Annotated in this window: 10 protein-coding genes; 6 read left to right on the top strand and 4 right to left on the bottom strand. The window is 40.3% G+C overall.

Going from position 1 to position 15,075, the window contains the following annotated elements; translation table 11 throughout:
* Positions 1-15: 15 nt before the first annotated feature.
* The 4 genes from Q1A31_RS03750 to Q1A31_RS03765 form a co-directional block, all read right to left on the bottom strand.
* Complete coding sequence (locus Q1A31_RS03750) at positions 16-906, bottom strand: PPK2 family polyphosphate kinase (RefSeq protein WP_299872560.1); 891 nt, start codon at positions 904-906, stop codon at positions 16-18.
* Positions 907-1,009: 103 nt separating this feature from the next.
* Complete coding sequence (lolD, locus tag Q1A31_RS03755) at positions 1,010-1,723, bottom strand: lipoprotein-releasing ABC transporter ATP-binding protein LolD (protein ID WP_299872563.1); 714 nt, start codon at positions 1,721-1,723, stop codon at positions 1,010-1,012.
* A complete protein-coding gene (locus tag Q1A31_RS03760; protein WP_299872566.1) occupies positions 1,716-3,008 on the bottom strand; it encodes a lipoprotein-releasing ABC transporter permease subunit in 1,293 nt (430 codons plus the stop codon). Before Q1A31_RS03760 ends, lolD begins: the two co-directional genes overlap by 8 nt.
* A 41-nt stretch (positions 3,009-3,049) precedes the next feature.
* The gene (locus tag Q1A31_RS03765; protein ID WP_299872569.1) at positions 3,050-4,300 is read right to left on the bottom strand and encodes a lipoprotein-releasing ABC transporter permease subunit; all 1,251 of its coding nucleotides are present in this window, start codon (positions 4,298-4,300) and stop codon (positions 3,050-3,052) included.
* Positions 4,301-4,416: 116 nt separating this feature from the next.
* Here Q1A31_RS03765 and Q1A31_RS03770 point away from each other — a divergent pair, with 116 nt between their 5' ends.
* From Q1A31_RS03770 to Q1A31_RS03795, 6 genes are all read left to right on the top strand, one after another.
* Positions 4,417-4,719, top strand: coding sequence for a hypothetical protein (locus tag Q1A31_RS03770; RefSeq protein WP_299872572.1), 303 nt, complete (start codon positions 4,417-4,419; stop codon positions 4,717-4,719).
* Between the two features lie 57 nt (positions 4,720-4,776).
* On the top strand, positions 4,777-9,219 hold the full coding sequence (locus Q1A31_RS03775) for an Ig-like domain-containing protein (protein ID WP_299872574.1): 4,443 nt from the start codon (positions 4,777-4,779) through the stop codon (positions 9,217-9,219).
* A gap of 330 nt (positions 9,220-9,549) precedes the next feature.
* Positions 9,550-11,271 carry an ABC transporter ATP-binding protein gene (locus tag Q1A31_RS03780; RefSeq protein ID WP_299872577.1) on the top strand — a complete coding sequence of 574 codons (1,722 nt, stop codon included), beginning with the start codon at positions 9,550-9,552 and terminating at the stop codon, positions 11,269-11,271.
* A gap of 181 nt (positions 11,272-11,452) precedes the next feature.
* Positions 11,453-13,018, top strand: coding sequence for an ABC transporter substrate-binding protein (locus Q1A31_RS03785; RefSeq protein WP_299872580.1), 1,566 nt, complete (start codon positions 11,453-11,455; stop codon positions 13,016-13,018).
* Positions 13,019-13,127: 109 nt separating this feature from the next.
* Positions 13,128-14,108 (top strand): ABC transporter permease, encoded by a 981-nt coding sequence (locus tag Q1A31_RS03790; protein ID WP_299872583.1) that lies wholly within the window; start codon positions 13,128-13,130, stop codon positions 14,106-14,108.
* The gene (locus Q1A31_RS03795; RefSeq protein ID WP_299872586.1) at positions 14,108-15,046 is read left to right on the top strand and encodes an ABC transporter permease; all 939 of its coding nucleotides are present in this window, start codon (positions 14,108-14,110) and stop codon (positions 15,044-15,046) included. The genes Q1A31_RS03790 and Q1A31_RS03795 overlap by 1 nt, the downstream gene beginning before the upstream one ends.
* Positions 15,047-15,075: the final 29 nt, after the last annotated feature.

Below are 15,075 nucleotides of genomic sequence, written 5' to 3' on the forward strand. Positions count from 1 at the left end.
AACTACTTAATGAATCTATTCTGATTCGAGTAAGCGTTTCATTTCTTCAAATTTTTCACCTTCTTTCTTTTCTACTTTTGGAAACTGAGGATTCATCGCACGTAGGTTCTCAACAATTGTTCTGGCAACCTGCACTCGCATATAGAGTTTATTATCTGCAGGAATCGCATACCACGGAGCGTGCTCTTTGCTGGTGTGATTAATAAGCTCTTCATAGGCGTGCATATAATCATTCCACAAGGCACGTTCTTTGATATCGCCGGATGAGAATTTCCAGTTTTTTTCTGGTTCGTTTAAACGGGAAAGAAAACGGTTTTTCTGCTCTTCTTTAGAAACATTCAACCAGAACTTTAGAACCAGAGTACCATTTCTGGCTAGGTGCTTTTCATAGTCATTAAAGGATTCAAAACGATTCTGCCAAAATCCTTGTAGATTCTTTTCATCCAGCGTTTCTGGTAAATCATTTAAGCGCTGGTATTTTAGATAGTCGGGATGAACACGAACCACTAAACCTTCTTCATAGTAACTGCGGTTGAATATACCTATTTTACCTCTTTCTGGGGCGCGAATATTACTGCGCCACATAAAGTCATGATCGAGCTCTAATGATGAAGGTTGTTTGAAGGATGAAACCTGGCAGCCAGCAGGATTTACACGATTAAACACCGAACGTATGGTGCTGTCTTTTCCTGCGGCATCCATTGCCTGAAAAACGATAAGCAATGAGCGTTTATCTTCGGCGAATAGCTGATGTTGCAACTCAGCAAGTTCCTGCCTGAGGTCACCCAATTCTTTTTTCAGCGTTTTTTTATCTAACTCAGATTTATCAGCAATGGTTGCTGCCTCTGAAAGCTTGAATTGGTTATCTATTCCAACCTGAAAATTACTTTTAACCGCTTTTAGCATGTTGACGTCCTCAAGACTTATTTTATCTTATAGCGTGATCTACTTTTCCTGTGATGTGCTTTTCTTGTGTTGTTCTTTTAACGAGAAGTTTCGTATAAGTACTTTAGTAGTTACTCAGCCTTCCATCAACCAGCGAGTAAATCTTATCCATCTTTTCAGCAAGTTGCATATCGTGGGTAACGATAACAAATGCGGTTTGCATTTCCTGATTGAGGCTTTGCATCAAATCAAATATTTGTAGTGCCGTTTTATGATCAAGGTTTCCTGTTGGCTCGTCAGCCAATACCGCATTCGGATTGGTTACCAATGCTCTGGCTATGGCTGCACGTTGACGTTCACCACCTGAAAGTTGACCCGGCTTATGAGACAACCTTTCAGAGAGTCCCACCTTATTAAGAATTTCACTGGCTTTGCTACTGGCTTCAGTTGTAGATAATCCACGAATCAGCAATGGCATTGCGACGTTTTCCAGCGCAGTGAATTCGGGTAGTAAGTGATGGAATTGATAGATAAAACCTAGAGACTGGTTACGTAAATCTCCGCGTTCTTTATCACTGAGCTTGGCAATATTTTTACCCATGACACGCACAGTACCTTCGGTTGGAAGATCAAGCCCACCCAGGATATGTAGCAAGGTACTTTTACCACTGCCAGAACTACCCACGATGGCTATTTTTTCTCCGGCGCTAATATCAAGTGAAATACCTTTGAGTACTTCAACGTCTAACTTACCTTCTTTAAAACGTTTGGTAAGGTTTTCACACGCAATTACCTTGTCTATTCCATTATTATTAGTTTCAGTCATTGTTTTACTCATAGCGAAGCGCTTCAGCGGGTTGGACTTTAGATGCTTTCCACGCAGGAAAAATGGTTGCCAGTATAGATAACAGGAAGGCACTGATAGAAATCAAGATCACATCTCCCCATTCAATTTTTGCATCGATGTGCGTGATACCGTGAATTTCGGCATTCAATAGCTGAACATTTATCAGGTGCTCGATTCCTTGAACGATAGCGCTGACATTACTCGCAACCAATACACCCAGCAGCACACCAATAACGGTTCCTATTAAAGCCAGTAATCCACCTTGCACGATAAAAACCCGCATTACTTGTGCCGGTGACATGCCTAAGGTTCTGAGGATAGCGATGTCAGATTCTTTATCAGTAACGACCATAATCAAGGTAGAGACAAGATTAAATGCAGCCACACCAATGATCAGAAGCAAGACTAGAAAAAGCATGGTTTTCTGTAATTGCAAAGCTTTAAAGAATGTTGAGTGCTGTGTTGTCCAATTAGTAATTACGTAGTCACCGTTAGAATTTTCAGCTATCTCTTTTGTGACTTGATTCGCCATAAATATATCGGAAATCTGGGCGCGTATTCCTGTTACTTCTTTATCCATTCCAAACAGTTCAGCAGCGTCGTCCATGTGAATGTAAGCAACCGACTTATCATAGATATTTAAATCTACTTTGAATGTGGCAGCGACTTCAAAATCCTTCAGTATCGGAATCAAATCATCAGGGTTTTGTGACTCTCCGTCATTCGTAAAACTCTGTTGTTTAGGACTTAACAGAGTGATTGTTTCGCCGATAGAAACATCCAGGGTTTTCGCTAGTGTTTCACCCAGTATTATTTTATATTCGCCAGATTTAAGTACATTCAAACTCACCGCTTCTGTTGTCCCTTCAGGCGTTTGAATATAGCGGTTGATTGTACCGATATCTTTTTCTAAATCAGGCAAAACACCTTCCAGTAAAGTTGCCTGAACAGTATCAGCTTCTTTAAGCATCACCTGTTTTTCTATGAATGGTGCAGCTCCGGTAACCTGAGTATTTTCCAGTATCTGATTACGACGGTTTTCCCATTGGGGTAGTACCCAGTCCGAATCAGAAACGGTAACGTGAGAAAGCATCCCTAAGTGACGATCTTGAATACCTTTGACATAACCATTCATGATTGACAGAACAGTAATCAAAACAATGATACCCAGCGCAATTCCTATCACTGAGGCCAATGAAATGAATGAAATAAAGTGGTTGTCTTTCTTCGCCTTGGTATAGCGAAAACCGATAAAAGCGGATAGTGGCTGAAACATATACTTAAATTTCGCTCTTATTGCTTATTAAATTAATCAGTTTATTCATAACGCAAAGACTCAGCAGGTTGAACTTTAGCGGCGCGACTTGCAGGATATAACGTTGCTAAAATTGCGAGAACAAACGATGCGATTGAAATGCCTATCACTTGTTTAAAATCCACGACTGATGGAAATTTAGAACTAGCGTAGAACAAATCCTGAGGCAATAACTCGATATTGAAGAGTGTTTCTATCCATTCAACAATTGTGCCGATATTCAGTGCCAGTAATACACCTAAAATCGCCCCGAGAATCGCACCGAACAAACCGATAATAATCCCCTGAACCATGAATATTCGTTTGACCTGTTTGGCCGACATACCTTGGGTACGTAGAATCGCGATATCAGCTTGCTTGTCATTCACCACCATCACTAGCGATGAAACCAGGTTAAACACTGCGACCAGTACAATCAAAAACAGGATGAAGAACATCACTACTTTTTCAGTCTTCTGGACTTGAAACAGGCTTTTGTTTTCTTGTCCCCAATCAGTAACCGTAAATTCATCACCGAGTTTTTCAGATAATTCTTTTGATACTGAAGGCGCATCAAATAAATCGGTTAATTTTAAACGAATACCCGTGACATTCTCTTTGGTTGAAAACAGCTTGGAGGCGTCTTGCATATGTATAAATGCTGTCGCGCTATCATATTCTGCCATATTGATTTTATACACGGCAACCACGGTAAAGCGTTTACTTCTGGGAATCATGCCAGCGGGAGTGACTCTAAACCTGGGTGTTACAACCGTTACCTTATCCCCTGGGAACACACCTAGTTGTTGCGCAAGTTCTACGCCTAAGGCAATACCATATCCACGCGGTTGAAGATCATCAAAACTGCCTTCCAGCATTCGATTATGCACACCCCCCACCTTTGGCTGCTCTTTTGGTAAAATTCCTTCGAGTAAAACGCCACGAAGTTCACCATTTGCGCTTAACATAACCTGATTTCTGATGAATGGTGCAGAGCCAATAACTTCTGGCATATCAACAAGTTCCTGCTGTTGTTTCCGCCAATCTGAGAGCAAACCGTTTGTCTCACTAATGGTGACATGCGAAACCATGCTTAGTATTCTATCCCTAAGCTCTTTCTCGAACCCATTCATTACGGAAAGAACGGTAATAAGTACAAGAACCCCAAATAATATCCCAAGCATGGAAGCCAAGGAAATAAACGATATAAAGTTATTTTTGTGCTTTGAGCGTGTGTAACGCAAACCGACAAAGAGTTCTAATGGTTTAAACATGGGTGCGGATTATAGCCCTGACTGTATGAATAAGTAACAAAATTGTAAAAGAAAACACATACTTAAAAATTTGACAACGAATTAATAAAAATAGTCATAAAGAAGAGAAAATAAAAATGAATATTAAACCCCTACTCCTTAGCGCAGCCTTTGCTTTTAGTGCACAAATGATACCAATGAGTGCAAGTGCAGAAATATTAGCGATTGGCCCGCATGCAAAAGTATTAAAGAAAGCGAATCTGCCTACACATGGTCAAAGCATGAAACAGGTAAAAAAGCGTTTCGGTCCTGCTCAAAGAATCAAAGTATCAAAAGGTAAAGTAACTAAACGTAACCCAAAAATCACTCGTTGGGATTACTCAGGCTTCTCAGTATATTTTGAAAATTCACATGTAATTCATAGTGTTGTAAAGCGATAGCAGTCACAGCTTAGAAAAATAAATATAAAAATAATATAACCACCAAAGAAATTAATAATGTCTAAAAAGTTTACCACTTACACGTGGGCGTTCCTTCCGTTCGTCTTCAGTTCAGCTGCAGTTCTTACATCACCTTCATTTGCTGCACCATCAGCATCACAACAATATCAAGATGGCCATTATGAAGATGCCAGACAAGTAAGCCGGGCAAACCATGAATATGTAGGTGGTAGAACCAGTATTGGAGCTGGTGTTACAGATGACGGCGACGTCGATGTAGAATTTAATCAGGTAATTTCAGAAGGTCAAAACCACAGTACTGGAGTTGGACTCTGGGCAGGTTATGATATAGAAGGTGAGGACAAAGGCTTATTAGATCGCGGCGTTCAAGTTAATCATAACTGGGTCTCACGCGATAAATTGGGCAATGCTTCACACGTAAATAAAATATTTGCAGCATACGATAAAAACGAAGCAGGTCATGATAAAGCTACTGTCGGTTATGGTCGTGAAAATCAGAACTTATTCTGGGATGCACACGTAAGTAAAGGTTTATCTGGTCGAAAAGATTCAAGACCTGTTGATGGTAAAATAGTAAGCGATCGTGCCTATGATTACGGTGTAGGTGGAACTATCGGTAAATTTATTCCTGATGCTAATGTGCGTGTACGTGCCGGATTAGATCATGAATGGAGTGATAAAGTTGGCGCTGGAGAGAAAGATGCTCGCAATACTACTTTATCTGCTGGATTAGAAAAATTCTTCCAGGGAACAGGCCACAGTGTATCCGTTGATGTTTCAGGCTCTAAACGCAGCGGTGGTTATAATGATGGTGGAAGCTCAGATGCAGATGTAAGCGGACGTGTTGGCTATCGTTACGACTTTGGAAGTGCATTCCGCGCCGAATCGACAACTCGTCGAGTTCGTGTAGAAGTACCGGGGAAAGCAACACCACCTCGTTATGAACAACGCACACAATATAAACGTGTACCGACTTACAAAACAGTCCCTGTTTATGGAAATAAAAACGTTGGCACCGGCAAAAAACGTTTAGTTAAAAGCACTATGGAACTTGAAGGACAAACGTTCTTTAAACTCAATAGTTCTAAATTAATTCCTTCTGCAAAAACCCGTTTACTTCAAGTCGCTGCAGAAATTCGTAAAACAGGTTATAAGGGTAATATCCGAATCACTGGTAATACCTGCGGTTTAGGTGATGCCGTATATGACCAGATTTTATCTGAGAAACGTGCAAATTCTGTAAAGAAATTCTTAATTAAAAACGGTTTCAACCCTGATCATCTGGTTTCTCGTGGTTTAGGTAAAGCTCATCCCAAATATCCTAACGTACCAGGACAAGGGTTCAAAAATCGACGTGTCGATATCGAATACGTTACAGAATCCCAGCGTTATGTTGAAGACAAAACGGCACAACAAAGAGTACAAACAGGCACCCGTCAAGTAGTCAGTGGTTTCAAAAATGTTCCCAATGGCACAAAAAATGTCATGATTGATAGCGGACAACCAGGAACACCACGCGTTATCTGGAAAACCGAAACAATCAAAAATTCACCGGCCTGGATTACCCGTGCGCTTCACAATAATATTAAGCACGATAGAAGTGTTAATACTTATCAAACTACCGAAGGTTCTACGACTACCCCTGGCAATCAAGGCCCAGTCGCGACTAATGATTCGACAAAAGTAGAATGTGGTCAATCAGTAGCAATTAATGTTCTTGCTAACGATACAGATGTCAATAACGACACATTAAATGTAACAAGCTTTACCCAGCCTTCAAACGGTACGGTTAGTCGTGGAGCGAATAACGAACTCATTTATACGGCTAATGGCGGTGGTTGTGGTGTTGATGATCAATTCACTTATACGATTTCTGATGGAAATGGTGGAACAGATACAGCAACTGTAACAATCTCGGTTGAAGCTGATGATAAAGTAGTCGCAGCAAATGAAGTAAGTGCAACAGAAGAAGGCGAAGCAGTGACTATCGATGTGCTCAGCAACGATGATGCCGATGCGACTATTACTCGTGTCGTAGCTGCAGCTGCTAATGGTGTGGTTTCGATTGTAAATGGCAAGTTGGTATATACCCCAAACCCGGGCTTCTATGGTACTGACAAGTTTACTTATGAAGTTAAAGATCCTAGTGGCAATGTTGACACCGCTACGGTAACAGTAACCGTTAAAAAACCTGAAAATTCAGCACCTATTGCTGTGGGCGAAACTACACCGACACAAATGGGACAAGCCGTTACACTTAATATTCTAGATAATGATTCAGACCCTGAAAATGATACATTAACCATTACCAATGTCAGTGACCCAGCACATGGTACGGCAGTTATCAGAGGTGGTCAGATTATTTATACGCCAGATGCTGGTTATGTCGGTACTGACAGCTTTACATACACCATTTCCGACGGTAATGGCGGCAATGCAACAGCGACTGAAACGATTACGATCACAGGTTCTACAAATCCTACCAACTCTGCACCAGTAGCGACAGATGACAATGCAACTACGCCTGTCAATCAAGCAGTGACACTGACTACCTTATCTAATGATACAGACCCAGACGGTGATGCTTTAACAATATCAAACGTAAGCAACCCACAAAATGGAACCGCAGTCATTCGTGGTGGAGAAATCATATACACTCCGGATACTGATTTTGTTGGTACTGAAACATTCACATACACAATATCTGATGGCAATGGCAATACTGCAACAGCGACTGAAACAGTAATTGTTACAGCCTCTGGTAACGCAATACCGAATGCGGTCAATGATGCTAGTAAAGTGGCTTGTAATGATGACGTTGTGATCAATGTGTTATCGAATGATACCGACACCGATGGAAACACCTTATCTGTCAGCAGTTTCACACAGCCAGCCAATGGTTCGGTAACTCAAGGATCTAATGGCACTCTGATCTATACCTCTAACGGTGCAGCTTGTGATATTGATGATAAATTCACATACACAGTTTCAGACGGTAGCGGCGGCTCAGATACAGCAACAGTGACTGTCGTTGTCGACCCTGCTGCTAACTCAGCTCCTGTTGCCGTGGATGATAATAAAACAACATTACAGAATACTCCGGTAAGTTTTAATAGCTTAACGAATGATTCCGACCCAGAGAATGATACTTTAACAATCACAGCTGTTGGTTCTCCTTCTCATGGTTCTGCCGAAATCAGTGGTAATCAAATCATATATACACCTGATAATGGTTATGTCGGTCAGGATTCATTTAGCTACACTATTTCAGATGGCAAAGGCAACACTGCAACAGCAACTGAAACAGTTACAATAACTGCAGTAGTTGAGCCGAATAAAATGCCCGTTGCCAAGGATGACTCTGTAACAACAAATCAAGACACCCCAGTAACCTTGAATACTTTATCAAATGATTCTGATCCTGATGGAGACACACTCACAATCACCAGCATAGGTAATCCATCTAATGGTAAAGCGGTAATTAATGGCGATAAGATAGTGTATACACCAGAAGCAGGATTTGTTGGAGAGGACTCTTTCACCTACTTTATTTCGGATGGTAAAGGTGGCACTGCAACAGCAATTGAAACTATTACCATTAAGGCAGTAGTTGTGCCTAATAAAGCACCGATTGCTAAAGATGATTCCACTACTACACCGGAAGCAACTGCAGTGACATTAGCTACCCTTTCTAATGATTCTGACCCTGATGGTGATAACTTGACCATTACTAATGTAGATAAACCTGCAAACGGTGCAGCAGTTATTAAGGGTCAAACTATAGTTTACACACCAAAAGCTGGTTTCTCTGGGTCAGATAAATTCCAGTACACTATCTCTGATGGTAATGGCGGAACGGCAACGGCTACTGAAACTGTTATTGTAACAGCGGTTAACAAAGCACCTAATGCCGTAAAAGACACAGCAACAACAGGTTGTAGTGTTATCACTATTGATGTTTTAGGTAATGATACAGATCCAGATGGTGATACATTGGAGTTAGTTAGCGTAACCGGTGCAAACCTGGGTACTGCTACAGTTTCAGGTAACAGCATTGTTTACACTCCTTTAAATACCTGTGGTAAAGGTGATACAGGTGTTGATAGCCTAAGTTATACCATCTCTGATAAAAAAGGACATACAGCTACTGGTGATGTTATCGTTAATGTGGAAGGTGTTACAGGTACTTCCACTATCGATGCTGAATCAGATGATGTAACAACGACTAAAGGAACAGCGATAACCATAAATGCACTTGCAAATGATGGCGGCGATGGTTTACAAATCATAGCGGTAGATTCTGGTAGTAACGGAAATGCAGTCATTAGTGGAAATCAAATCGTATATACACCTTTTGCTGGCTTTACCGGTACAGAAAATATCTGGTATGACATAAAGGATGAAAATGGGCACCTTGATTCAGCATTAATCGTAATATTTGTCGAAGAAGGTTGTCCTACAGGTACTAAATGTAACTAGTTAAAAAACGTAGTTACGCATTGAGTTACATGTTGAGTAAGTTAAGTTACTTGTTGTTTTAATACTTAAGCCACAGTTTATGCTGTGGCTTTTTTTGGATAACACTTAGTGTTATCCAATATTTTCCAGATATTCCTGTTATTAGAGTAATAAATAGTCACCCCCCTACTTTTAGGCACTTTTTTAGTCTATAACTATTTGAGATCACATTAGAATAATCTCTATCAGCATGATTTATCTCATGAACTCATCATTTTTAAGATTCTTTTTGTGTTTTAATTGATTAGCTGTCCTAAACTAAATTCATATTAAATATGAGTTGAGCTGTTAATGTCACTTTTAGAAATTGAAAACCTTACTATAGAATTCCCCAATCGTCATGGCACTGAAGTTGCTGTTGATAACGTTAGTTTAACTATTAATGCAGGAGAAATTCTTGGATTAGTGGGTGAATCCGGTGCAGGAAAGTCCACAATTGGAAACGGAATTGTCCAGTTATTAAGTAAACCCGGTCGAGTTTCATCCGGTAAAGTGACTCTCAATGGTAAGTTTATCTCTGGTCTTCAAGGCGAAGCAATTCGAAAGATTCGGGGCTCTAAGATCGGGTTTATCTTTCAAGACCCGATGACATCATTGAATCCTCTATTCACCATAGAAAATCAAATGGTGGAAACCATTATTAATTGTCTTGATGTTAGCTACAAAGAAGCGTTAGAGAGGTCTATCGAACTACTAAACAAAGTAGGCATTCCTGAACCTGAAGTAAGAATCAAACAGTACCCTCATCAATTTTCAGGTGGTATGCGTCAACGCGTAGTGATTGCTATTGCTTTATCTGGTGAGCCCGATCTCATTATTGCCGATGAGCCAACCACTGCACTCGATGTCTCTGTTCAGGACCAAATACTTAAACTGATTCAGGATTTATGCACCGATTTACAAGTGGGTTGTATGTTAGTCACACACGATATGGGTGTTATTGCTAATGTAACAGATCGCGTGGCCGTTCTTTATCGTGGAGAATTGGTAGAAATCGGAGCTACCAAGGATGTTTTGGGTAATCCACAACACCCTTATACCCAAAGCCTGATTAGTGCTGTGCCATTAGCAGGGAAAAAAGTTGATAGATTTCCATTAGTGGAGACTATAGAGAGCTTAGCGTCTGGTTTAAAATCAATTGATGTAACCACTCACTGGCTAGGCCAGAGTTCTCAGCATCATAATACTGATGACTTGTTAGTCATTAAAAACCTCAATTTAAGTTTTCTAACTCAGGATGCCTTCTTCAAAAAGAATCAAAAACGTCTTCAAGCGACTCACGATGTTAGCTTTAGCGTAAAACAAGGAGAATCTTTTGGATTGGTAGGAGAAAGTGGCTCTGGAAAATCTACCATCGCCAGGATGATAGCAGGCTTACAACAGCCAGATTCTGGGTCTATTGTTTATGATGGTGTTGAGCTAATAAACAATCCCGACAAAGAAAAAATAAAGTCTGTTAGACAACGTCTACAAATGATTTTTCAAAACCCTTATTCTAGTCTCAATTCACGAATGCATATCAAAGACATTATTGCTGAACCGATTTTGTACCATCATCTTGCCGATAAAAAAGATGTAGAAGGGATTGTGGGTGACCTGCTTGATCATGTTGGTTTAGGCCGTAAATCCGGGGTTAAATACCCGCACGAATTCTCAGGTGGTCAACGCCAAAGAATCTCGATTGCGAGAGCACTAGCTACACGCCCTCGCCTACTTATCTGCGATGAGCCAACATCCGCGCTTGATGTATCTGTTCAAGCTCAAATCCTTAATCTGCTAAAAGATTTACAGGATGAATTAGGTCTAACCATGCTTTTCATTAGTCACGATTTACCGGTAATACGCCAAATGTGTGATCGGGTTGCCATTATGAGACAAGGTAAAATTCTTGAACTTCAAGATACTGAAGATCTGTTTGAACATCCTAAAGATACATATACTAAAGAATTGCTTGATCTAATGCCTCGTTTTGATGATATTACGAGTGACTCATCTGCTAACTCGGCTATTTAAACTTTAAATTTATATTAGCAATATTAGCCATGCTTATTTAAAGTGCTGATTTAAGTCCAAAACTAATAGTCCAATTTAAAAAGCAGTTCCAAAAATCTGTACTAAACTCATAAAGTCTAAAAATTATTTAGTCTTTTAAGTTATCCAAAAACCTTAATCAAAATAAATAGGGAGTTAAAACATGAAGAAACAACTTGGTTTTATCGGAAAAGTCAGCGGACTTCTCCTGACGAGTTTACTCGTACTAAACCCAGCTACTGCTAAAACACTTAAATTAGCGTATGACGCTGATCCTGTCAGTTTAGATATTCATGAACAATTATCTGGCGGTATGTTACAGCTCTCACACATGACGCATGATCCACTCGTGCGTTGGGCACAGGATTTATCTTTTGAGCCACGTTTAGCGACATCATGGGAACGTACAGATGAAAATACTGTTCGTTTTAAACTGCGTGAAGGGGTTAAATTCCATTCGGGCAATACGCTAACAGCTGCTGACTTTAAATGGACGTTTGATCGTCTAAAAACCAGTAAAGATTTCAAAGGTATTTTCTCGAACTTTAAAGCCTTAAACGTTATTGATGATAATACTATTGATCTAGTAACTGATGGACCTTATCCACTAGTGATGCACACTGCGACTTACATCTTCCCAATGGATAGTAAGTTCTATGCAGGCAAAGACGCGAATGGAAAAGACAAAGCAGAAATCGTTAAAGACGGCGCTTCTTTTGCTTCATCCAATACCTCGGGAACAGGTCCTTTCAAAGTTACATCTCGTGAACAAGGCGTAAAAGTGGTATTTGATCGTTTTGCCGATTACTGGGATAAAGACTCAAAAGGTAATGTTAGCCAGGTCATTTTGACGCCGATTAAAGACAACCAAACCCGTGTTGCTGCTTTATTATCAGGTGATGTTGACTTTATCGCACCTGTTGCACCAAATGAGTTTGGTCAGATCGAAGCTAATGACAAAGTGCAATTGGTGACTATGGCTGGCACTCGTGTAATAACTTTTCAGCTTAATCAGGAACGCCGTAAAGAGTTCAAAGACCAGAAAGTACGTCAGGCAATGACATACGCTGTTAACAATGAAGGTATTGTACAAAAGATCATGAAAGGCTTTGCAACCACCGCCGGACAGATGAGCCCTAAAGGTTACCTGGGTTATAACGAAAGCCTTAAGCCTCGTTTTAATTTAGAAAAAGCTAAACAGCTCATGAGTGAATCTGGCTATCCAGATGGTTTCTCGGTAACTATGATGGCGCCAAATAACCGTTATGTAAATGATGAAAAAATCGCGCAGGCGGTTGCTGCAATGCTATCTAAAATCAATATCAAAGTTGACCTTAAAACCATGCCGAAAGCACAGTACTGGCCTGAGTTTGATAAGCGCGCAGCTGACATGATGATGATCGGCTGGCATTCTGATACAGAAGATAGCGCAAACTTCTATGAATTCCTGGCTATGACGCCTAACAAAGAAACCGGTATGGGTGCTTATAACTCAGGAAACTACAGCAGTAAAATGGTTGATGAAACAACGATGAAAGCTAACAAAGAAACAGACGATACTAAGCGTGCTGCTATGTTGAAGTCTATAGAAAAGCAGATTTATGATGACGCTGCTTTTATCCCGCTACATTGGCAGAATCTTGCATGGGCTTCGCGTAAAGGTGTAAACATCAAGCCGATCGTAAATGCAATGAACTTCCCTTACATTGGCGATCTTGCTATTGACTAGTTTTACCAATCGACTCCATTAATTTTTACAATTAATGACTAATGCTGGGTATAGGCTTCAACCTTACCCAGCTTTTTATTAACTACACTAATAATATTCACGCCCTACTATGCTGCAATTTTTGCTTAAACGGTTTATACAAGCCATCGTTGTGATGCTAATCATTAGCCTCCTGAGTTTTTCTATTAAAGATAAATTAGGTGACCCTTTACGGGAAATGACAGGACAATCAGTATCGCAGGCAGAAAGAGAGGTTATGCGTGATGAAATGGGCTTGAATGATCCATTCTTAGTTCAATATTTTCGATTTATTAAAGATGCAGTACACGGTGATTTAGGTACATCCTATTTCCATAAATTACCGACAATGACAGTTATCCTGAAGAAACTACCCGCGACCCTGGAGCTTACCTTTGCCGCGTCGCTAATTATCATTTTTCTTTCTATCCCGCTGGGTGTTTTTTCCGCCATAAAACCCAAACACTGGTTTAGTAAATTCATTATGGCGGTAAGTATCGTGGGTATTTCAATACCCGTGTTCCTTACTGCATTAGCTTTAATCTACATTTTTTCAGTAAAGCTCGGTTGGATGCCATCTTTTGGCCGCGGCGAAACCGTTCACCTGTTTGGATATTGGGAAACGAATTTCCTCAGTAAAGACGGCATCATGCATATCATCATGCCAGCAATCGCTTTGTCATCCATCATGTTGCCGTTATTCATACGCTTAGTAAGAGCTGAAATGCTCGAAGTGTTAAGCTCTGAATACGTTAAATTTGCAAAAGCAAAAGGCTTGAAAGCAGGCAAAATCTATTTCAAACATGCCTTAAAAAATACCATGTTACCCGTCATAACTGTAGGCGGTGTTCAGATCGGAATCATGGTCGCTTACACGATTCTAACAGAATCAGTTTTTCAATGGCCGGGCATGGGCTTTATGTTTTTAGAGGCGGTAAATCGTTCTGATATTCCCCTGATCGTCGCTTACATTATGTTTGTAGGTTTTCTATTTGTTGTTGTTAATACGCTGGTGGATTTGCTCTACGGCGTCATCAACCCAACGGTTAATTTATTGGGTAAAAGTAAATAATGAATGACTCTACAAGCAAAGATTCAAAGTTTCAGCGCTTTTTAGCGTCTGATTTTTTCTACCATTTTAAACGCGATAAACTAGCGATCATTAGTACTATTATTTTTCTCATACTGGTTCTACTTGCAATCCTATCGCCATTAGTAGCGCCTTATAACCCTTATGATTTACAGATTCTGGATATCATGGATTCTGAAATGCCACCCGTTTGGCAACAAGGTGGAGATCCACGGTTTCTTTTAGGTACAGACGATCAAGGTCGTGATCTATGGAGCACCATACTTTATGGTATGCGTGTCTCTTTGATGATTGGCATTCTTGCGGTGTTACTACAGGGAGTAATCGGTATTACGATTGGTCTTGTTGCCGGTTATGTTGGTGGTAGAACGGATAATTTACTGATGCGTATTGCAGATGTGCAGTTGTCTTTTTCTACGTTGATGGTTGCCATTATTATTCTGGCTATCGTTCAAAGCGCCTTTGGTAGCGACGCGTTTAATCAATGGGCGATGGTAATACTGATTTTAATCATTGGACTCGCAGAATGGCCACAAATCGCCAGAACAGTTCGTTCCAGTGTGCTGGCAGAAAAAGAGAAAGAATACGTAGATGCAGCAAAAGTAATGGGGTTTAGTCCTATCAGAATAATGTTTAAACATATTTTGCCTAACTGTCTTTCGCCTATATTCGTAATCTCAACGGTTCAGATTGCCAATGCGATTATTACCGAAGCCAGTCTGTCATTCCTTGGACTAGGAATGCCAGTAACCGAACCAAGTCTTGGATCGTTGATTAGTATTGGCAAACAGTATTTATTCTCTGGATCGTGGTGGATTACCTTGATTCCCGGAGCATTTTTAATTGTACTGGTAATCGTGATTAATTTACTCGGTGACTTCTTACGAGATACCTTTAATCCAAAGCTCTATAAAGATTAAGTTATGTAGGAATTCAAGAAGAATTATAT

The sequence above is a fragment of the uncultured Cocleimonas sp. genome, assembly GCF_947495625.1.
In the GTDB taxonomy this organism is placed as follows: Bacteria; Pseudomonadota; Gammaproteobacteria; order Thiotrichales; family Thiotrichaceae; genus Cocleimonas.